The organism is Vibrio cyclitrophicus, from assembly GCA_023206055.1.
GTDB lineage: Bacteria > Pseudomonadota > Gammaproteobacteria > Enterobacterales > Vibrionaceae > Vibrio > Vibrio cyclitrophicus_A.
In genome coordinates, this window is sequence record CP065366.1 from 158,159 (window position 1) to 176,963 (window position 18,805).

General features: G+C 46.2%; 16 protein-coding genes. 9 read left to right on the top strand and 7 right to left on the bottom strand.

From position 1 onward, the window contains the following. The first annotated feature begins 215 nt into the window (after nucleotides 1–215). On the top strand, nucleotides 216–1,457 hold the full coding sequence (locus tag ITG09_00755) for an NADH:ubiquinone reductase (Na(+)-transporting) subunit B (protein UPR52235.1): 1,242 nt from the start codon (nucleotides 216–218) through the stop codon (nucleotides 1,455–1,457). A 92-nt stretch (nucleotides 1,458–1,549) separates the two neighbouring features. On the opposite strand, the gene ITG09_00760 is transcribed toward ITG09_00755, so the two are convergent. The 3 genes from ITG09_00760 to ITG09_00770 form a co-directional block, all read right to left on the bottom strand. After that, complete coding sequence (locus ITG09_00760; protein ID UPR52236.1) at nucleotides 1,550–1,801, bottom strand: Na(+)-translocating NADH-quinone reductase subunit B; 252 nt, start codon at nucleotides 1,799–1,801, stop codon at nucleotides 1,550–1,552. A 131-nt stretch (nucleotides 1,802–1,932) separates the two neighbouring features. After that, on the bottom strand, nucleotides 1,933–3,288 hold the full coding sequence (gene gorA / locus ITG09_00765; GenBank protein ID UPR52237.1) for a glutathione-disulfide reductase: 1,356 nt from the start codon (nucleotides 3,286–3,288) through the stop codon (nucleotides 1,933–1,935). A 187-nt stretch (nucleotides 3,289–3,475) separates the two neighbouring features. Then, the gene (locus ITG09_00770) at nucleotides 3,476–4,315 is read right to left on the bottom strand and encodes a 23S rRNA (adenine(2030)-N(6))-methyltransferase RlmJ (protein ID UPR52238.1); all 840 of its coding nucleotides are present in this window, start codon (nucleotides 4,313–4,315) and stop codon (nucleotides 3,476–3,478) included. A gap of 280 nt (nucleotides 4,316–4,595) precedes the next feature. Between ITG09_00770 and prlC the strand changes: the two genes are divergently transcribed. Continuing rightward, nucleotides 4,596–6,638 (top strand): oligopeptidase A, encoded by a 2,043-nt coding sequence (prlC, locus tag ITG09_00775; GenBank protein UPR52239.1) that lies wholly within the window; start codon nucleotides 4,596–4,598, stop codon nucleotides 6,636–6,638. A gap of 101 nt (nucleotides 6,639–6,739) precedes the next feature. Here the strand turns inward: prlC and asnC are convergent, their stop codons facing one another. After that, nucleotides 6,740–7,204: a transcriptional regulator AsnC gene (asnC, locus tag ITG09_00780; protein UPR52240.1), complete on the bottom strand. Its 465-nt coding sequence runs from the start codon at nucleotides 7,202–7,204 to the stop codon at nucleotides 6,740–6,742. 126 nt (nucleotides 7,205–7,330) lie between these two features. Between asnC and ITG09_00785 the strand changes: the two genes are divergently transcribed. The 3 genes from ITG09_00785 to ITG09_00795 all read left to right on the top strand — a co-directional run bounded on the left by ITG09_00785 (nucleotide 7,331) and on the right by ITG09_00795 (nucleotide 12,062). Beyond that, nucleotides 7,331–10,453, top strand: a complete 3,123-nt coding sequence (locus ITG09_00785; protein ID UPR53561.1) for an EAL domain-containing protein — start codon at nucleotides 7,331–7,333, stop codon at nucleotides 10,451–10,453. Between the two features lie 112 nt (nucleotides 10,454–10,565). Further along, nucleotides 10,566–11,345, top strand: coding sequence for a class I SAM-dependent methyltransferase (locus ITG09_00790; protein UPR52241.1), 780 nt, complete (start codon nucleotides 10,566–10,568; stop codon nucleotides 11,343–11,345). A gap of 141 nt (nucleotides 11,346–11,486) precedes the next feature. Further along, nucleotides 11,487–12,062, top strand: a complete 576-nt coding sequence (locus tag ITG09_00795; protein ID UPR52242.1) for a hypothetical protein — start codon at nucleotides 11,487–11,489, stop codon at nucleotides 12,060–12,062. A 112-nt stretch (nucleotides 12,063–12,174) separates the two neighbouring features. Here ITG09_00795 and ITG09_00800 read toward each other — a convergent pair whose 3' ends face one another. Both ITG09_00800 and uspA read right to left on the bottom strand, forming a co-directional pair. Next, the gene (locus ITG09_00800) at nucleotides 12,175–13,053 is read right to left on the bottom strand and encodes a DMT family transporter (protein ID UPR52243.1); all 879 of its coding nucleotides are present in this window, start codon (nucleotides 13,051–13,053) and stop codon (nucleotides 12,175–12,177) included. A 52-nt stretch (nucleotides 13,054–13,105) separates the two neighbouring features. Continuing rightward, nucleotides 13,106–13,540, bottom strand: a complete 435-nt coding sequence (uspA, locus tag ITG09_00805; protein ID UPR52244.1) for a universal stress protein UspA — start codon at nucleotides 13,538–13,540, stop codon at nucleotides 13,106–13,108. Nucleotides 13,541–13,727: 187 nt separating this feature from the next. Between uspA and ftnA the strand changes: the two genes are divergently transcribed. The 3 genes from ftnA (at nucleotide 13,728) to ITG09_00820 (ending at nucleotide 16,091) form a co-directional block, all read left to right on the top strand. Then, nucleotides 13,728–14,255, top strand: coding sequence for a non-heme ferritin (gene ftnA / locus ITG09_00810; protein ID UPR52245.1), 528 nt, complete (start codon nucleotides 13,728–13,730; stop codon nucleotides 14,253–14,255). 68 nt (nucleotides 14,256–14,323) lie between these two features. Further along, nucleotides 14,324–14,647: a universal stress protein UspB gene (gene uspB, locus ITG09_00815; protein UPR52246.1), complete on the top strand. Its 324-nt coding sequence runs from the start codon at nucleotides 14,324–14,326 to the stop codon at nucleotides 14,645–14,647. Between the two features lie 250 nt (nucleotides 14,648–14,897). Next, nucleotides 14,898–16,091 carry an NAD(P)/FAD-dependent oxidoreductase gene (locus tag ITG09_00820; protein ID UPR52247.1) on the top strand — a complete coding sequence of 398 codons (1,194 nt, stop codon included), beginning with the start codon at nucleotides 14,898–14,900 and terminating at the stop codon, nucleotides 16,089–16,091. A 136-nt stretch (nucleotides 16,092–16,227) separates the two neighbouring features. Here ITG09_00820 and ITG09_00825 read toward each other — a convergent pair whose 3' ends face one another. Then, nucleotides 16,228–17,121: a DMT family transporter gene (locus ITG09_00825; GenBank protein ID UPR52248.1), complete on the bottom strand. Its 894-nt coding sequence runs from the start codon at nucleotides 17,119–17,121 to the stop codon at nucleotides 16,228–16,230. Between the two features lie 138 nt (nucleotides 17,122–17,259). Between ITG09_00825 and rmuC the strand changes: the two genes are divergently transcribed. Then, nucleotides 17,260–18,792: a DNA recombination protein RmuC gene (rmuC, locus tag ITG09_00830; GenBank protein ID UPR52249.1), complete on the top strand. Its 1,533-nt coding sequence runs from the start codon at nucleotides 17,260–17,262 to the stop codon at nucleotides 18,790–18,792. Nucleotides 18,793–18,805: the final 13 nt, after the last annotated feature.

Below are 18,805 nucleotides of genomic sequence, written 5' to 3' on the forward strand. Positions count from 1 at the left end.
AAAAAAATAAGCTAAAGAGTCGCATTTTTGAGAGGTGGCATCAAAAATACGGGTATGTGATCTTCTTTCCAAAGTTTAGCTATTGATTTTCTCTCAAATATTGACGGTGAATAGTGGTTAAAGGCTCGCTTTATGGAGGTGGATTATGCCAAATTGTTCTCTAACCTTATTTGTTTCGTATTGCCTCTGACTCACATCAATGAGGTTATCAAGATATGAAATTGAATAAGTGGCTAGAGGGCGTATCCCCTCAATTCGAAGCGGGTGGTAAGTACGAAAAGCTTTACCCTGTCTATGAGGCGTTTGCCACCATCTTTTACACGCCCGGCAATGTAAATCGAGGCTTGACCCATGTTCGAGATAGTATCGATCTCAAGCGTATTATGATTCTAGTGTGGCTGGCGACCTTCCCGGCGATGTTCTGGGGGATGTATAACGTCGGACACCAGAGTGTCTCGGCACTAAACTCCAGTTATCAACTCAATGAGCTTGCCTCTGTTATTGAAAGCAGTTGGCGCTTGTCATGGGCATTTGGTGATGCTCAGTCATTGATGGCAAGTGGTTGGGGAAGCCAGATGTTTCTCGGTGCTCTCTATTTCCTACCCGTTTATGCCACAGTGTTTGTGGTTGGTGGTTTTTGGGAAGTCTTATTTGCGGTTGTACGAAAGCACGAAGTTAATGAAGGCTTTTTTGTTAGCTCGGTTTTATTTGCCTTAATTCTTCCGCCGACTATTCCGTTATGGCAAGCAGCGCTTGGCATCACCTTTGGTATCGTTGTCGCCAAGGAGCTGTTCGGTGGTACAGGACGCAACTTCCTTAACCCAGCACTGGCTGGTCGAGCATTCCTTTATTTTGCCTATCCTGCCAACATGTCAGGTGGCTTGGTATGGGTTGCCGCTGACGGCTATTCAGGAGCGACTCCGCTTAGTCAATGGTATGAAGGCGGTAGTTCGTCACTCATCAACAACATGACTGGCGAGACAATAACGTGGATGGACGCGTTTGTCGGCAACATACCAGGCTCGATGGGTGAGGTTTCTTCGTTGCTCATCATGTTGACGGGGCTGATTCTGATTGTCATGAAAATCGCCTCTTGGCGCATTGTCGCCGGTGTGATTATTGGCCTAGTGGTGACATCGAGTTTGATGAACTGGATTGGCTCTGATACCAACTCGATGTTCTCGATGCCGTTCTATTGGCACTTTGTGTTGGGTGGTGTTGCCTTTGGTACCTTCTTTATGGCGACCGACCCAGTTTCTGCCGCTTTTACCAACCAGAGTAAGTGGGCTTACGGGATTCTTATCGGTGTGATGACGGTCGGTATTCGAGTGCTCAACCCTGCTTACCCAGAGGGCATCATGTTGGCCATCTTGTTCGCCAACCTCTTCGCACCACTGTTCGACTTTATTGTGAAAGAGCAAAATATCAAACGCAGACAGAAACGGACATCGCGCTGATATATGTAGATATCAAGGAAGGTTACTCCCATAAGAAAGGCTTGCATCATTGCAAGCCTTTCAATTTCTATCGCAATTGATTTGAAGTTGATTTAACTCCACTTCAAATCAATCTCGAACGGTTGGGTACTACCACAATGCTCACCACACATCTCGTCGTAGGCACTGTTATGAATGAGAGTTGCCGAGGCTACGCCTTGGTCACTAAAGTGGTCGCGTGCTTGGTTAACACTTAAAAACTTCATTGGGTGCTGGTGGTCGTCTTTAATTAACTGCTTTTGCTCGCCAATGATTTGGTAAGCCAAGTAGATCCCGCCTTCGAATGATTCAATTAGTAGATTCATCACAAACTCCTTTGTTGTTCTAGATAGGTGGATATTTGTGTTACGTCGAATCGATAGCTAAGGTTCAGAGCGGATATAAAAAAAGCAGGCACAAGGCCTGCTTTTTAAGAGATATCAACAAATAGCGTTGATTATCTCATCGTTACGAACTCTTCGCTGCCCGTTGGGTGAATCGCCACAACAGAGTCGAAGTCTGCTTTGGTTGCGCCCATCTTCATTGCAACGCCGAAGCCTTGAATCATCTCGTCAACAGTGAAGCCGATGCCGTGTAGGCCGACTACGGTCTCTTCTTCGCCAGCACATACTAGCTTCATCTTACAAGGTTGACGGTGCTTGGTTACTGCTGTGTACATCGCAGTGAAGCCTGATGTGTAAACCTTGATGTTGTCTTTGCCGTACTGCTCTTCAGCTTCTTGAGTTGTTAGACCGATCGTGCCGATAGGTGGGTGGCTGAATACAACAGTAGGAACTAGCTTGTAGTCCATCTTAGCGTTAGTTTGACCGTTGAATAGACGCTCAGAAAGTTGACGACCTGCTTTAACCGCTACAGGAGTTAGCTCGATACCGCCTTCCATGATGTCACCAACACAGTAGATGCCAGGAACGTTAGTCGCTTGGAACTCGTCTACCTTGATGTAGCCACGGTCGTTAGTCTCAACGCCAGTTGATGCTAGGTTGATAGCGTCAGTTGCTGGGTGGCGGCCGATAGCCCAGATTAGGTGGTCAACGTTTTGAGTGTTGCCGTTCTCTAGGTGCAGAGTCAGTGTGCCATCCGCTTCTTTCACAACTTCTTTAGGCACTGAGTGCGTGTGAAGTGTTGGACCTTCTGCTTCCATTACTTCTACTAGCGTTTCGATGATCATTGGGTCGAAGCTACGTAGTGGAGATTCTTTACGGCAGAACAAGTGTGTTTCTGTGCCAAGCGCGCTTAGTACACCTGCGATCTCAACTGCGATGTAACCAGCACCGATAACAGCAACGCGTTTTGGTTGCTCCATCAGGTCGAAGAAGCCATTTGAATCGATGCCGTATTCTGCACCTGGGATGTTTGGAATCGTTGGACGACCACCTACCGCGATCAGGATGTGATCTGCTGTGTAGTGTTCACCGTTAACTTCAACAGTCTTCTCATCAACGAACTTAGCAAAGCCTTTGATTACGTTTACTTTGTTGTTACCCAGTACGCGGTCGTAAGATTGGTGGATACGACCAATGTACGCTTGGCGATTTTCAACCAGTTTGCCCCAGTTGAAGCCTTTTACGTCAACATCAAAGCCGTAGTCTTCAGAGTAAAGGTTGATAGCTTCAGCGACTTGAGCACCGTGCCACATTACCTTTTTAGGAACACAACCAACGTTTACACAAGTACCACCAAGGTCTTGAGCTTCGATAAGTGCAACTTTTGCACCATGCATAGCAGCGCGGTTTGCTGATGCGATGCCGCCTGAACCGCCACCGATACAGATGTAATCAAAATGAGTCGCCATTACTTTCTCCATTTATTGAAGGTTGTAGTCACAGTGAGAGCACTGGATACCTACGTCCTATAGATTCTTAAATTGTCTAATTATTATATTGAGGGCAGATCGGTTGAACTCAATCTCCCTGTTTAAAATTTATTCGTCCCCATCACAGTCTGTTGAAGATTCTTCAGTCTATGATGTGGATTCGAGATTACTCGGGTACGATCCACTCTACTTTGAAGTGACCGGTTGCCGGTGCAATTGCTTCCTTCAAGAATGGAAGAATCTCGTTCATTTGGCTTTCTAGCTTCCAAGGCGGGTTGATAACAATCATGCCTGAGGCTGTCATGCCGCGCTCGTTGGTGTCTGGTGATACGCCAAGTTCGATTTGTAGAATCTTGTTGATGCCTAAGCCTTCAAGACCTTCGATCATATCTTCGATGTCACAACGGTTTACTACCGGGTACCAAATTGCGTAGATACCGGTTGCCCAGCGCTTATGGCTTTGAGCAATCGCAGTCACCACATCGCGGTACTCTCTTGCTAGCTCATAAGGCGGGTCGATAAGTACCAAACCACGACGCTCTTTCGGTGGCAGGCTGCCTTTTAAGCGTTGGAAACCATCTTCTTTGTAGATAGATACCTGACGATCGCGGTGGAACTCTTGCTCAAGCAGCGGGTGATCGGCTGGGTGAAGTTCGGTCAGTACCATGCGGTCTTGGTCGCGCAGGTGAGCACGTGCAACACGTGGTGAACCCGGGTAGTAGCGCAGCTTGTCACCGTTATTTAGTGTTGAGATAGACTCAAGGTAGCTTTGAATGTCTTCAGGAAGGCCTTTTTGTTCCCATACGCGTGCAATACCTTGCTTGTATTCACCGGTTTTTTCAGACCATTCATGCGTTAAGTCGTAACGACCTACACCAGAGTGAGTGTCATGATAAACAAAAGGCTTATCCTTCTGTTTCAAAGAATTAAGAATAAGGCTCTGTACGATATGCTTTACTACGTCGGCGTGGTTACCTGCGTGGAAGCTGTGGCGATAACTTAACAAATTAAACTCTCGTAACACTCTCGATTTAGAGTGTGGTTAGTGTAGGTGGGGGTAATCAGACCATTATAACCCTCAATGGACCATAAATTCTCGAACAATTCAGGAACAGTCGTTCGCAATATGTGGTTAGTTATTGGTTCTCCTATTGAAATTTGCCTTATTGGGCACTATTTAATAATTATTCGCAGGTGATTTTTTTAGGGCGAACCTGAGCCTGATGACTGTAAGACGACCTCATTACAAAAAAGACGAAAGTCTCTAAAGCCAAAGGAATGTTTATATGTCTAATCCGCTATTAACCTTCACGGACTTACCTCCGTTTTCACAAATCAAACCTGAGCACGTTAAGCCAGCGATTGAGCAAGTGATTGAAGCGTGTCGCAACAAGATAGAACAAGTACTTGAAGGTAATACTTCACCAAGCTGGGACAACCTAGTTGCTCCGATTGAAGAAGTGGATGATCGTTTAGGCCGTATTTGGTCACCAGTAAGCCACATGAACTCTGTTGTGAACAGCGACGAACTGCGTGAAGCGTATGAGAGCTGCCTACCAGTACTATCTGAGTACGGCACTTGGGTTGGTCAACACAAAGGCTTGTTTGAAGCGTACAAAGCGATCAAGGCGAGCGAAGCATTCTCGGCATTAAACCGAGCTCAACAAAAAACCATTACCGATGCACTGCGTGACTTCGAACTGTCGGGCATTGGCTTGCCAGCTGACGAACAGCACCGCTACGGCGAGATCAGTAAGCGCCAGTCTGAGCTAGGTTCTCAATTCTCAAATAACGTGCTTGATGCAACTATGGGTTGGAGCAAGCAGATCACAGACGTAGCTGAACTGGCGGGTATGCCTGAATCAGCACTGGCGGCAGCACAAGCCGCAGCTGAATCTAAAGAGCAAGAAGGTTACCTACTGACTCTGGATATCCCATCATACCTACCGGTGATGACCTACTGTGATAACCAAGCGCTACGTAAAGAGCTGTACGAAGCCTATGTAACGCGCGCTTCAGATCGTGGTCCAAATGCAGGTAAGTGGGACAACACTGAGATCATCACGGAGCAACTTAAGCTGCGTCACGAGATCGCTCGAATGCTGGGTTTCAGCACTTACAGCGAAAAATCACTGTCGACTAAAATGGCTGAAACGCCAGACCAAGTACTGGGTTTCCTTAACGACCTAGCAGTAAAAGCTAAACCACAAGGTGAGCGCGAAGTAGAAGAGCTACGCCAGTTTGCTGAGAAAGAGTTTGGTGTCTCTGAGCTAAACCTGTGGGACATCGCTTACTACAGCGAGAAACAAAAACAGAACCTGTTCGAGATCTCTGATGAAGAGCTTCGTCCTTACTTCCCTGAATCAAACGTAGTTTCAGGCCTGTTTGAGGTGCTTAACCGTGTGTTTGGTATGTCGGTAACAGAGCGTGAAGGTGTCGACACATGGCATGAGTCAGTTCGCTTCTTCGACATCTTTGATGCGACAGGTGCACTGCGTGGTAGTTTCTACCTAGACCTATACGCACGTGAACACAAACGTGGCGGCGCTTGGATGGATGACTGTCGTGGTCGTCGCATTACTCAATCTGGCGAGCTACAGACGCCTGTTGCTTACCTAACGTGTAACTTCAACAAGCCTGTTGGTGATAAACCAGCACTGTTTACTCACGACGAAGTGGTTACGTTGTTCCACGAGTTTGGCCACGGTATCCACCACATGCTAACGCAAGTAGAAGCGGGCGCAGTTGCGGGTATCAATGGTGTACCTTGGGATGCCGTTGAGTTACCAAGTCAGTTCCTAGAAAACTGGTGTTGGGAAGAAGAAGCGTTGTCGTTTATCTCGGGTCACTTTGAAACGGGTGAAGCATTGCCAAAAGAGATGCTAGAGAAGATGCTAGCGGCGAAGAACTTCCAGTCAGCGATGTTTATCCTGCGTCAGCTAGAACTTGGCTTGTTCGATTTCACGCTACACACAGAGTACGACCCTGAAGTGGGTGCCCGTGTACTCGAAACGTTGGCGGATGTTAAGTCTAAGGTGTCGGTTCTGCCAAGCCTAGATTGGAACCGTTTCTCACACAGCTTTGGTCACATCTTTGCTGGTGGCTACAGTGCGGGTTACTACAGCTACCTTTGGGCAGAAGTGCTATCGGCAGATGCGTTCTCAGCATTTGAAGAAGAGGGTATCTTCAACACAGAAACTGGTAATCGCTTCCTGAACAACATCCTTGAAATGGGTGGCAGTGAAGAGCCAATGGAGCTGTTCAAACGCTTCCGTGGTCGTGAGCCACAAATTGATGCAATGCTGCGTCATGCGGGAATCAACGCATAATCACGGTAACTATCTAGTTTATTAAGAGTTAATTGCGAAAAGAGCCTCTATTTAGAGGCTCTTTTTTGTCTGTGTTTGATGCCAATCAAGGCGAATCAATGTTATGGATTCACATTGCGGTTGATAGGGTTCTGCAATGAAATCAGTGTCTCTGTCGACTGAACTTCATCGATCGCTTGCAGCTTATCGATCAATACAAACTGCAGCTCTTCTATCGATTTACACATCAACTTCACGAAAATATTGTAAGCACCAGTGGTGTAATACGCCTCAACCACTTCATCTAAGGCATTCAGCTTAGCGATCGCCGAGTGGTAATCTTTGGCAGCATTAAGGTTGATGCCAATAAAGCAACACACGTCGTAACCTAGCTTTTTGGTGTTTACCACAACTTCCGTTCGCTCAATAATGTCTGCCGATCTCATCTTTTCGATGCGAACGTGAATCGTCGCAGGGCTGACATCGAACTGCTTTGCCATTTCAGCATAAGGAGTACGTGCATCTTCCATCAAGGTTTTGAGAATGGCACGGTCTAGATCATCTAAACGAGCTGCGGTTGTGGACATGCATAATCCTTAGGTTGAATGAAAAACATACTGGCTTGAGTACACATCATAGCCAAGGGTGATAATATTAGCAGTAACTATAGGGTTAGGGTGAATTCAGTGCGATTTTCGTTATTTTTTATTGTGATGTGTTGGAGTGTTTTTGCTTCAGCTCAGGCAAAAGATGTGTTGGTTATTCACTCTTATCATCAAGGCTTTTTCTGGACAGATGATTTCCATAAAGGATTATCTGATGAGCTCGATCGCGATGATATGTCTTATCGTGTCGTTTATCTTGATAGCAAACGCTCTCAAAACCCTGAATACCTAGAGCGTGTGTATCAGCTTTATCACACCAAGCTACAGCATGAAGAATTTGCAGCGATTGTCGTTAGTGACAACAACGCGCTCAACCTAATGAAGCGTCTTGCACCCGACCTCAAAGGCACACCTGTCATCTTTGGTGGCATCAACAATTTCTCCCCTGAAATGATCGAAGGTTTGAACGCAACGGGCATCACTGAAGATATCGACTTAGTGGGCAATATAGAACTGGTTAAGCGTCTTCAAGCGACCGTAAAGAAGATCTACATTGTTACCGATCACTCGGTCACGGGGGAGGCGATTCGTTCTCAAATCGATCTGTTCATCAAAACCCATCCCGATTTTTCTGACCTCGTTGAGCACTATGTGCCGGATTCCTACCAAGAGTTAATAGCCTTTTCTCAACGTGCTGACTTAGGTAAGAGCTTGCTGTTTTGGGCGTATTACCGCGATGCGCAAGGCAGGGTGAGTAGCGATGAAGATTGGCGACAACTGAACATCAAAACCCAAATGCCATTGTACATGGTGCACGACCTAGGGCTAGGTTTTGGTGCGATTGGTGGTGTAATTCAAAGTGGTGAAAAGCAAGGTCGAGATACAGGGCGCGTGCTATTGAGTGTGCTGAACAATCCTAATGCGCCATTGCCATTGGTGGTTGCTGGCGCGCCAGAAATCAAACTCGATTACCAACAGATCTCACGTTGGGATTTGGGTGCAGAGAATGAAGCCTCGGTGACCTTCCTTAACAAACCGAAGTCATTTTTAGTGCGCTACCGCGATGAAATTCGCACCATAGGTTTACTGTTTTTGGTGATGTCGTGTGTCATCGCGACCTTGGTGTATTACCTCAATCGCCTTAAAAAAAGTGAACGTGCCAGCCGACAAAGTCAGTTGCTGCTTGAGTCGATATTCGACCAAAGCCTGCAGTTCATGGGAATCATTGATAAGAGTGGTGTGCTGCTGTCGAGTAACAGTAAGTTACATGAGCTGCTTTATAACCAAGGCTATAAGCTGGGAACGCCTCTGCAACAACACCAACATTGGGAAAGTTCTGCGCGAGAAGTGCTAGCCGAATATTTCATCGCAAAAAGTGAGCACCCATCCTTACGATTTGAAGCCGAGGTGTGGTGTCGAGATCGTGGTGCGATGGTGTTGGATATTTCATTGAAGCCGATGCCGGGCAGTGAAGAAGAAGATACCCAGTTTCTCTTTGAGGCGCGCGACGTGACCTCACGTAAGCTTGCTGAGAATAAACTATTCCAGCGTGAAGCAAACTTGAAGCTGTATTACGACAAACAGCCGGTGATGATGATTACGCTCGATGGCAATAATCGCATTCAACAAGTGAACCAGTTTGCCGAAGAGCTTTTGGGTTACCCACTCGAGCAGTTGTTGGGCCATCGCCCTAGAGAATTCTATGTTGATGAGAACGCGATGATTCCTCGCCATATCTTGCTGCAACCTCAGCATAAAATTCGTGGTGTGTGGCGTCGTGATATCGAATATCGCCATGCCGACGGCAGCAAGATCTGGATTCGTGAAAATATTCGCCCTTTGGTTGAGTCTGATCAGCTGTTGATTGTGGGTGAAGACATCACCGAGACGCACGAGCTCTCTGAAAAGTTAGAGTATCAAGCTCGCTATGACCTGCTAACCGATACGTTCAACCGTAACCATTTTGAGCAAGAGCTGCAAAAAGCACTCAAAGAGGTTGAGAGCCACATGCGTACCCACGCAATGTTGTTCTTAGATCTAGACCAACTGAAGGTGTTGAACGATACCGCAGGACATGAAGCGGGTGATGCTGCGATCTTGTTTAGCGCTAAGTTGCTAGAAGACGTGCTGCCTTACAATGCGGTGTTAGCGCGAATGGGTGGTGATGAGTTTGCTGTATTAATGAAAGACTGTACTGAGCGAGACGCGGTTAATGTGTGTCGCAGTATTATCTCGATGATGAGCGAGAATCCATTCTTGTGGGATGATATTCGACTTAACCTGACTTGCTCTATCGGTATTCGATTGATTGACCATACTGCGGCTTCACCGCAGATGGTGCATGCTCAGGCGGATGCGGCTTGTCATGCCGCTAAAGAAGAAGGTCGCAATCGCTATCACCTTTACCACCAAGACGATGAAGACCTGCGTCGTCGTCATCTTGAGATGGAGTGTGTCAACCTAGTGCATGAGGCCTTGGCTAATGATCGCTTAGAGCTGTTTGCTCAGCGCATTCTTGGCCTAGATGAAGACAGCGATAAAATGCACTTTGAGATATTGGTTCGCATCAAGAACATCCAAGGGGAATACATCTCTCCGGGGATCTTCATGCCAGCCTCAGAGCGTTATAACATCGCGCATTTGATTGATCGCCGAGTTGTCAGTCAAACCTTGAGTTGGTTGGAGCAACGCCCTGAGGTTATTGAGGAGCTGGGGATGTGTTCAATCAACCTTTCTGGTCACTCGATGGGTAACCGTGAGTTTGTCGAGTTCTTAATAGATAGCTTGAGCGATTCATCGATACCGTGTCATAAGATTTGTTTAGAGATCACCGAAACGGCCGCCATGAGTAACATGAAGCAGGCGATCAAGTTCTTCACACGAATCAAAGAGCTTGGCTGCATGATTGCATTGGATGATTTTGGCTCAGGGTTATCGTCATTTGGTTATCTGAAAAAATTACCGGTCGATATTGTGAAGATCGATGGTTTGTTTGTGCGCGATATTGATGTGAATGAGATGGACCATGTGATGGTTCGCTCGATCAATGATCTCGCCAAGCAGATGGGCAAGCACACCGTGGCTGAGTTCGTTGAAAATACCCAGATCATCGATAAGCTGATCGAACTGGGTGTGAACTACGCGCAGGGCTACATCATAGGCCGACCTAAGCCACTCGCGGAGCTCGTTGAAGAGTTAAGACAAGAACGAGAGACAGAGCCATTGGTTTAGATAAGCCGACTTTAGCCGGGAATACTTTTCACCGCTAATATGTATTGTTGAGGCAATCAGGTAAACTGGTTGCCTCTTTTGTTTTGAATACTACTGTCTGTTGGAGACGACCTTGCAACTACAACTGATTTGCGAAGATGCTACCCAAATCGATCATTTGAATGACTTAGCGACCCGCTGGAACTTATCTCATGATGAAAGCAGCGATTTTGCTTTGGTACTGACCAGTGAGCGACTTGAGTTACGTAAAGTCGATGAGCCTAAGCTTGGCGCTATCTTTGTTGACTTAGTGGGAGGCGCTGTCGGTCACAGACGTAAGTTTGGTGGTGGTAAAGGTCAGGCAATTGCTAAGGCAGCAGGTCTAAACAAAGGCGCAACACCAACTATCTTAGATGGCACTGCAGGCTTAGGGCGCGATGCGTTTGTGTTGGCTTCTTTGGGCTGTAAGGTGCAAATGGTCGAGCGTCACCCAGTTGTGGCTGCACTGCTTGATGATGGCTTGCAGCGAGCGCAACAAGATCCAGACATCGGTGGTTGGGTAAGTGAACGTATGAAGCTGATTCACGCATCCAGTCACGATGCGTTAGATAAGCTCAGCAACGATCCTGACTTCGAACAACCTGACGTGGTGTACCTTGACCCAATGTACCCACACCCAGAGAACAAAAAGAAATCGGCTTTGGTCAAAAAAGAGATGCGCGTATTCCAATCTTTGGTTGGCGCCGATCTGGATGCTGATGGCTTGTTTGAGCCTGCGATGAAGTTGGCATCGAAGCGAGTTGTGGTTAAAAGACCGGATTACGCAGCGTGGTTAGATGAGCAAAAACCGAGCATGGCGATCGAAACCAAAAAGAACCGTTTTGACGTCTATGTGAAAGCATCAATGACTTAGTGAAAGCATCAATAACTTAGCTACACACTAAGAAAATTTCCCGTCATAAATACGATAAATTGCCATTTAACACTTGCGATAGTCGCGTTACGGATGTATATCTAACTAAGAATCATTATTATTCTTAGCTGGAGTTGTAGCATGGCTAAACGCTTTTGTAAGTTAAACCGTCGAGATATCACTGAACACTTGGGCGAAATCCACAGCTTGGTCACTGAACCTAAGTTCGTGTGTCGTTCTTGTGCGCGTTCATCGTCGGATCAAGCGAACCTATGCAAACCAACAGCCATCCCACCGATTGATTGTCAGAATAAACCCGTTGAAGAAAAAGTCGCGTGTGGTCTACTTGCCGAAACATTGCCAACTCCAGAAGTTTCTCTTATCGAGGTCATGGACAGCGCTGAGTCGACGGTACAAATCTTTGACCCTGCGGTTGTAGCAACAGCGGATAAAGTCGCGTTGAAGAAAGCCAAGCTGAAAAAGTTGATGGCGAAGGCGAGTGGTGATGAGAAAGCGGAACTCAAACAAGCGAAAAAAGCGGCTAAGAAACAAGAGAAGTACAACAAAAAGCTCGCGAAGATGATTAAGAAGCAGCAAAAGCTGTTTAAGAAAAGCCAGAAACTGGAAAGTGACCTTGAACGCATCAACCTACAACTTGATGACGTATCCTTCACTGAAACCAAGACTCAGGTAGTGAGCCATAATCACATCCACTGACGTTGATTCGAATGGTTTATTGCTACAGCGATGATTTAAAAAGAGCGACCTACGGTCGCTCTTTTGCTTTTTTGGGTTATCCTAGCTAGCTCATGCAACTCGTTCAAATCAGCTAAGCGTTGCTTGCGGATCTTGCTACGCGCTTCTTCGCCCACGTCTCATTGACGAATAGAGAGAACAAGATAACGGCGCCACCAATAGACAAGCGAACTAAATCGACGTCTCTGTTCCAAATCAGGATGTTCACCACAAGTCCCGCAGGAACCAATGCATTGTTCATTACCGCCAGTGCGCCAGCATTCACCATGCACGCGCCTTTATTCCACATAAAGTAACCCAGCCCCGAGGCAATTAAGCCAAGGTAGATCAGGATTCCCCATTGAAGCGTGGTGGTTGGCAGTTTCTCTGGGTTACCCAATAGCATGAAAGCAACCGAAGCAACACACAATGCTCCTAAGTAGAAGTAACCAAATACGGTTCGCTGAGGTAACTCGGTCGACTCCTTCTCCATCACCACTTTGTAGCCCACCTGACCGATAGCAAAGCACAGGTTCGCGCCTTGCACGACGAGGAAGCCGACTAAAAAGTTGTCGTTGATACCGGCAAACTTAATGAACACCGCGCCTAATACTGCAATAGCGGCTGTCACTAGATACCAAGGTGAGAATTGCCCTTTGAGAAAGTCATAAATAAGCGTGACATAAATTGGGGTAAAGACAGTAAACAGAAGGACTTCAGGTACGGAGAGTAGCAAAAAAGATTGATAGTAGAAGCAGTACATCAGCCCAAGCTGAATACCACCAATTGCCATCAATTTTCCGATCAACTTACGCGAGACACCGCGAAACTTAAGGAAGGGAAGAAACACGATACCAGCAAGGGCAACACGCATCAGAACAGAGAACCAAGAATCAACCTGACCGGCAAGGTAAACGCCGATCAGGCTAAAGGAGAAGGCCCATAGGAGGGTAACACCAGCTAAATAGCTCATAGAGAAACTTCGTTAATAAGATATGACCTGTATGTTACCTAACCTTAAATCATTAGTCTTCTGAATCTCTTAGAGGCACGACCAGCATATCAACCGGAGAAGCGTTGATCAGTTGTCGTGTTGACGAAAGCAGCTTGCTCCAAAAGTCTTGATGGTGACCGCAAACCACGAGATCAACATTGAACTCGTTGATGGTGTCACACAGCTCATGACTCAGGTCGCCACTGCCTACTAAGGTGTGGGTGATAGGGTACTGAGCATGTTCAGCAAAATTTTGTAGCTGAACACGAGATGCTTCCATCGCGTTATGCTGAGTTTCTGCCATGTTGATGTCGATAAGGCCGGTATACAGCTCGGCATAGTTAATATCAATATGGATAAAAGAGACTTTTGCCTCTAATGGCTTAGCCAGTGCTACCGCTTTATCGACAATCAATTTACTGTCATCAGATAAATCGACCGCAACCAAAATATGTTTGTAACTCATATTGCTACCTCCCTATTCATTGTCTAATTAAAGATTAGCACTATGCGATGGCTTTTTTTGCTGAAGTGATCTCATATCCATCGTCTTGCGTACTGGTTCTGTAAATTGTTGGTTAAGTAATGGTCAGCGAGATATTAATTAAATAGTGATATAGTAGAGAAAACTAAGGTGTAATCAGGAGACTTAAATGCTGTCTAAAACAATGGTTGATCAACTCAACGATCAAATTAATCTAGAATTTTTCTCATCCAACCTATACTTACAAATGAGTGCTTGGTGTGAAGACAAAGGATTTGAAGGTGCAGCAGAGTTTCTGCGTGTTCATGCAGTAGAAGAAATGGAACACATGCAGCGTCTTTTCACTTACGTTAGTGAAACAGGTGCAATGCCAATTCTAGGTGCGATTGAAGCGCCAAAACATGAATTCGACAGCCTTGGTGCCGTGTTCCGTGAAACATACGAACATGAGCAAATGATCACTGAAAAAATCAACAAACTGGCTCACGTTGCTTTCACATCACAAGATTACTCAACCTTTAACTTCCTGCAATGGTACGTTGCAGAGCAACACGAAGAAGAGAAGTTGTTTAAAGGTGTATTGGATAAGCTAGAACTTGTTGGTGAAGACGGTAAAGCACTGTTCTTTATTGATAAAGACCTAGCGCAATTGGCAAAAGATGGTTCATCTTCAATTATGGAAGCTCCTGCCGTTTAGGTAGTACGAGAAAGACACTGATTATCTTTTTCTTTTGAGTTTTCTTATGAAGATGTAGGGAGGAAAGGATGATCAGCGGCGACACTATTCTATTTGCACTAATGGTTGTGACTTGCGTGAACTGGGCGCGTTATTTTACTGCGCTAAGAACGCTTATTTATATTATGCGAGAAGCGCATCCTCTACTTTATCAACAAGTAGACGGAGGCGGTTTTTTCACAACCCATGGCAATATGACCAAACAGGTTCGCCTGTTCAGTTACATCAAAAGCAAAGAGTATCACCACCATCATGACGAAGTTTTTACTTCTAAGTGTGATCGCGTAAGACAGTTATTCATCCTCTCTTCCGCTCTGCTAGGTGTAACCTTGCTGTCTTCTTTCATCGTCTAAGTGTTTTAGTACGTGTGAAGTCTAGCTTAGGTTTTGGTGTGAAGCTTCGGTTGTTGGTTCGCTAAGCCAAGTAGTGGTTTTGCTGCTGTCTGCAAATTGTACAATTGAACATCAATTGCAAAGTTTAAAATTGCCGCTAAAATAGCGAGCAATTAGTAAGGATGTGCTGTTTATGCACATCCTTTTTTATTGATGGCATTTCGAGAACAGGGCGTACTCGGGCTGCAAAAGTGAAGAAAAGCAGAACCACATGAGTGAAAAATTTGATGTAATCGTAATTGGTGCAGGCGCCGCGGGCTTAATGTGTGCTGCGGAAGCTGGTAAACGCGGCCGACGAGTGCTGGTGGTTGATCATGCAAAGAAACCAGGCAGAAAAATTTTAATCTCAGGTGGCGGTCGTTGTAACTTCACTAACTATGATGTTTCAGCCAACAACTTCCTGTGTAGTAACCCTCACTTCGTGAAGTCAGCTTTATCTCAATACACCAACTGGGATTTTATCTCGATGGTGAGCAAGTACGGCATTGAGTTCGAAGAGCGTGATCACGGCCAGTTGTTCTGTGTGAATGACCACACCGCAAAAGACATTGTGAGCATGCTACTTGAAGAGTGTAAGCAAGCGAAAGTAGAGCAGCGCTATCGCTGTGATGTTCACTCAATCGAAAAGACTGATTCTGGTTTCAAGATGCACCTTAACACCGACGAAGTTGAGTGTGACTCGCTAGTTGTCGCGACAGGCGGTTTATCGATGCCTAAGCTGGGCGCAACCCCATTTGGCTACAAGATTGCCGAGCTATTTGGTTTGTCTGTGATGCCAACTACCGCAGGCTTAGTGCCATTCACTCTGCATAAAGAAGATAAAGAAGCTTTCGCAGAGCTTTCTGGTATCGCAATTCCTGCCGAGATCACCGCGCAAGACGGAACCTTGTTCAAAGAAGCGTTGCTGTTTACTCACCGCGGCCTATCGGGTCCATCAGTACTGCAAATTTCTTCGTTCTGGAAAGCGGGTCAATCGGTTTCGATTAATCTAGTACCTGAAGTGGATGTGGCTGAACTGTTGGCTAACTCTCGCGAGAAACACCCAAATCAGAGCCTGAAAAACACCTTGGCAAAAGCATTACCAAAGCGTTTCGTTGAGGTGTTGATTGACCGTAAAGAGCTGGAAGACAAGCCGCTCAAGCAGTTCAATGAAAAACAGCTGAACGACATCGTAGAGCACCTAGAAAATTGGAAAATCGCGCCAAACGGCACCGAAGGCTACCGAACGGCTGAAGTGACTTTAGGCGGCGTCGATACTAACCACCTATCTTCAAAAACCATGGAATGTAAGAGCGTGTCTGGCCTGTACTTCATCGGTGAAGTAATGGACGTAACGGGTTGGTTGGGTGGCTATAACTTCCAATGGTGTTGGAGTTCTGGGTTTGCAGCAGGTCAGTGGGTTTAAGTTTTTAGCTTACCCATTAGATTTTAAATGACATAAAAATGGCGAGTCATCCGACTCGCCATTTTTGTATCTAGCTTAGAGTTAAAAGTAACCAAATTGAAGGTTTTCGTGCTCAATCGAACCTTTTAGCTCTTATTTATGCAGCTTTGTTTTTTGAAAACTTGATCTGTTGAATCACCAAGCCAGCAATAATCAGCATCAAACCAAACAGTGTTGCCGGGTGAATCTCTTCGCCAATGATGGTGGAAAGAAGCATCAGTGAGATAAATGGCGAGGCAAAAATTAGGTTGCTGATACGCGCCGTATTGTTGGTTAGCTTGAGTGCTGATAGCCACAAGACAAAGGTAATACCCATCTCGAACAAGCCTACATAAGTCACCGCCATCCAACCTTTCGCTGTGATTTGGCTAAAACTCTCGCCTTCGTAAAGGGTTAAACCAATCGCGAATGGCAATGCCACTAAGAAACCAAGCAATACACCCACCACAGGGTCAGCTTTATTTTTGGTATTGAGAATCCAGTAGCCCGCCCACAGCAGCGTTGAAAGCAGAGCCAAAGCCACACCGAGTGGGCTATCGAACTGCATGCCTAACACATCACCTTTGGTGGCAATCACTACCACACCTGCATAGCTGAAGGTACACGCCACCCAATCTTGTTTACGAATCTTCTGCCCTAGAAACACCGCCGCCATTAGGGTCAGCGTGATCGCCCAACTGTAGTTGATGGCTTGTGCTTGAGAAGCGGGCAACAGGTCGTAGGCTTTGAATAGAATCAGGTAATACGCTAGAGGATTCACCAAACCAAGCAGTAAGTAATACCAAGGGTTTGAAAGGAACGTGGTACTCAGTTGAGAGAGCTTGCCTTGAAACGCGCAAACCGCGATCAGCGCAATCGACGACACAATGCTGGCGATGGTCAGCATTTGAATCGGTGAAAACTCAGCAAGGGTCAGCTTAAAAGCAGTAGCGACTGTTGACCACAGCAATACCGCAGCAAGGCCAAAGCCCAAGGCACGACGTTCGTTCATAGCAACTCATTCTAATTTGATGGGACAGAATACGGAGCGCCTAGTCTATCTGTCGAATTTTAATACGGCAAACTGGACATTTATCCAGTATCAAAATACCATTTAATGAGTTATCTCCAATTAGGCTAAATCATTATCATGCAATGGATTATCGAACATCAGTCAACGCTTATTGCTGCTATTTCCGGCGCGCTCGTCAGCGGCGGTGTGGTGGGCTGGTGGATCAAACAGAAGTTCTCTTTTCAGCAGCGACTTCTTGAACAGCAACTAGAGTCCGACCGTTTGCTGCATGAGTCACAACAATCTCAGCTCAAATCCTCACTCATAGAGGCGCAACAAGAGCTCAATGAGTTGGATGATGATCGAGACAAAGCGGCATTTGAACTTAAGCAGGCCCATGGCAAGGTGATGGCTGCGATGGAGAAGCTGCGCTACTTTGAAGCCGTGAAGCAAGAGCGTCAGCAGTATGCCGATGATATCAATGTTCTTAAGGAGCATAAGTCTGAGTTGGAGGCTGAGCTGCGTGAGCAAGAAGCTAGGCACGACCAAGAAAATCTCGCCAACAGTGAGAAACTGCAATTGTTGGAGCAAGCCGAATCTCGACTTAAGCAACAGTTTGAATTGTTAGCGAATCAACTGTTTGAGAACAAAACCGCTAAGGTCGATCAGCAGAATAAACAGAGCCTAGAAGGTTTGTTGTCTCCATTGAGAGAGCAGTTGGAAGGCTTCAAGAAACAAGTGAATGACAGCTTCAGCCAAGAGGCCAAAGAACGTCACACCTTGGTACACGAACTGAAGAACCTACAACGTCTCAATGAGAGCATGACACGTGAAGCGGTGAATCTGACTCAAGCGCTCAAGGGTGATAATAAGCAGCAGGGTAACTGGGGCGAAGTGGTGTTGGCGCGTGTGTTAGCAGAATCAGGGCTACGAGAAGGCCATGAATACCAAACTCAAGTGAACCTACAAAACGATGCGGGTAAGCGTTATCAGCCGGATGTGATCGTGCATTTGCCACAGGATAAGCAAGTGGTGGTGGATTCAAAAATGGCGTTGGTGGCGTTTGAGCGTTACTTCAATGCTGAAACTGATCAACAACGTGATGCTGCATTACGTGATCACTTGGTGTCATTAAGAGCGCATATCAAAGGCTTGAGCCAGAAGGATTATCATCAGCTCAAAGGCATACAGAGCCTTGACTATGTGTTGATGTTTATTCCGGTAGAACCTGCGTTTCAAGTCGCGATTCAAGCCGACCCTAGCTTAGTTAAAGATGCGATGGAGCAAAACATTATCTTGGTCAGCCCGACCACTCTGTTGGTGGCGCTGCGTACCATTGATAACCTGTGGCGTAATGACAGACAAAACCAGAACGCGCAAGTCATCGCGGAACGTGCGAGCAAGCTTTACGACAAGCTACGCCTGTTTGTTGATGATATGGAAGGCCTTGGCAGCTCACTTGATAGAGCGAACCAAAGCTACCAAGGTGCGATGAATAAGCTGGTGACAGGTCGTGGTAACGTGATTCGTCAGGCGGAAAGCTTCAAACAACTAGGTGTTGAAGTGAAGAAACCGATCTCGATTGGTTTGGCTGAAATGGCGCAAAATGAGGCTTTTTCAGAAAATGCCTCCTTAGTAGAAAGACAACCCGCTGAGGATAAAGTAAACTAATCGGCCGCAGCGC

What these genes read in the sequence shown, in the direction of transcription:
- ITG09_00755 (UPR52235.1), top strand. Translation starts at nt 216, where the DNA reads ATGAAATTGAATAAGTGGCTAGAGGGCGTATCCCCTCAATTCGAAGCG.
- ITG09_00760 (UPR52236.1), bottom strand. Translation starts at nt 1,801, where the DNA reads ATGAATCTACTAATTGAATCATTCGAAGGCGGGATCTACTTGGCTTAC.
- gorA (UPR52237.1), bottom strand. Translation starts at nt 3,288, where the DNA reads ATGGCGACTCATTTTGATTACATCTGTATCGGTGGCGGTTCAGGCGGC.
- prlC (UPR52239.1), top strand. Translation starts at nt 4,596, where the DNA reads ATGTCTAATCCGCTATTAACCTTCACGGACTTACCTCCGTTTTCACAA.
- asnC (UPR52240.1), bottom strand. Translation starts at nt 7,204, where the DNA reads ATGTCCACAACCGCAGCTCGTTTAGATGATCTAGACCGTGCCATTCTC.
- ITG09_00785 (UPR53561.1), top strand. Translation starts at nt 7,331, where the DNA reads ATGTGTTGGAGTGTTTTTGCTTCAGCTCAGGCAAAAGATGTGTTGGTT.
- ITG09_00795 (UPR52242.1), top strand. Translation starts at nt 11,487, where the DNA reads ATGGCTAAACGCTTTTGTAAGTTAAACCGTCGAGATATCACTGAACAC.
- ITG09_00800 (UPR52243.1), bottom strand. Translation starts at nt 13,053, where the DNA reads ATGAGCTATTTAGCTGGTGTTACCCTCCTATGGGCCTTCTCCTTTAGC.
- uspA (UPR52244.1), bottom strand. Translation starts at nt 13,540, where the DNA reads ATGAGTTACAAACATATTTTGGTTGCGGTCGATTTATCTGATGACAGT.
- ftnA (UPR52245.1), top strand. Translation starts at nt 13,728, where the DNA reads ATGCTGTCTAAAACAATGGTTGATCAACTCAACGATCAAATTAATCTA.
- uspB (UPR52246.1), top strand. Translation starts at nt 14,324, where the DNA reads ATGATCAGCGGCGACACTATTCTATTTGCACTAATGGTTGTGACTTGC.
- ITG09_00820 (UPR52247.1), top strand. Translation starts at nt 14,898, where the DNA reads ATGAGTGAAAAATTTGATGTAATCGTAATTGGTGCAGGCGCCGCGGGC.
- ITG09_00825 (UPR52248.1), bottom strand. Translation starts at nt 17,121, where the DNA reads ATGAACGAACGTCGTGCCTTGGGCTTTGGCCTTGCTGCGGTATTGCTG.
- rmuC (UPR52249.1), top strand. Translation starts at nt 17,260, where the DNA reads ATGCAATGGATTATCGAACATCAGTCAACGCTTATTGCTGCTATTTCC.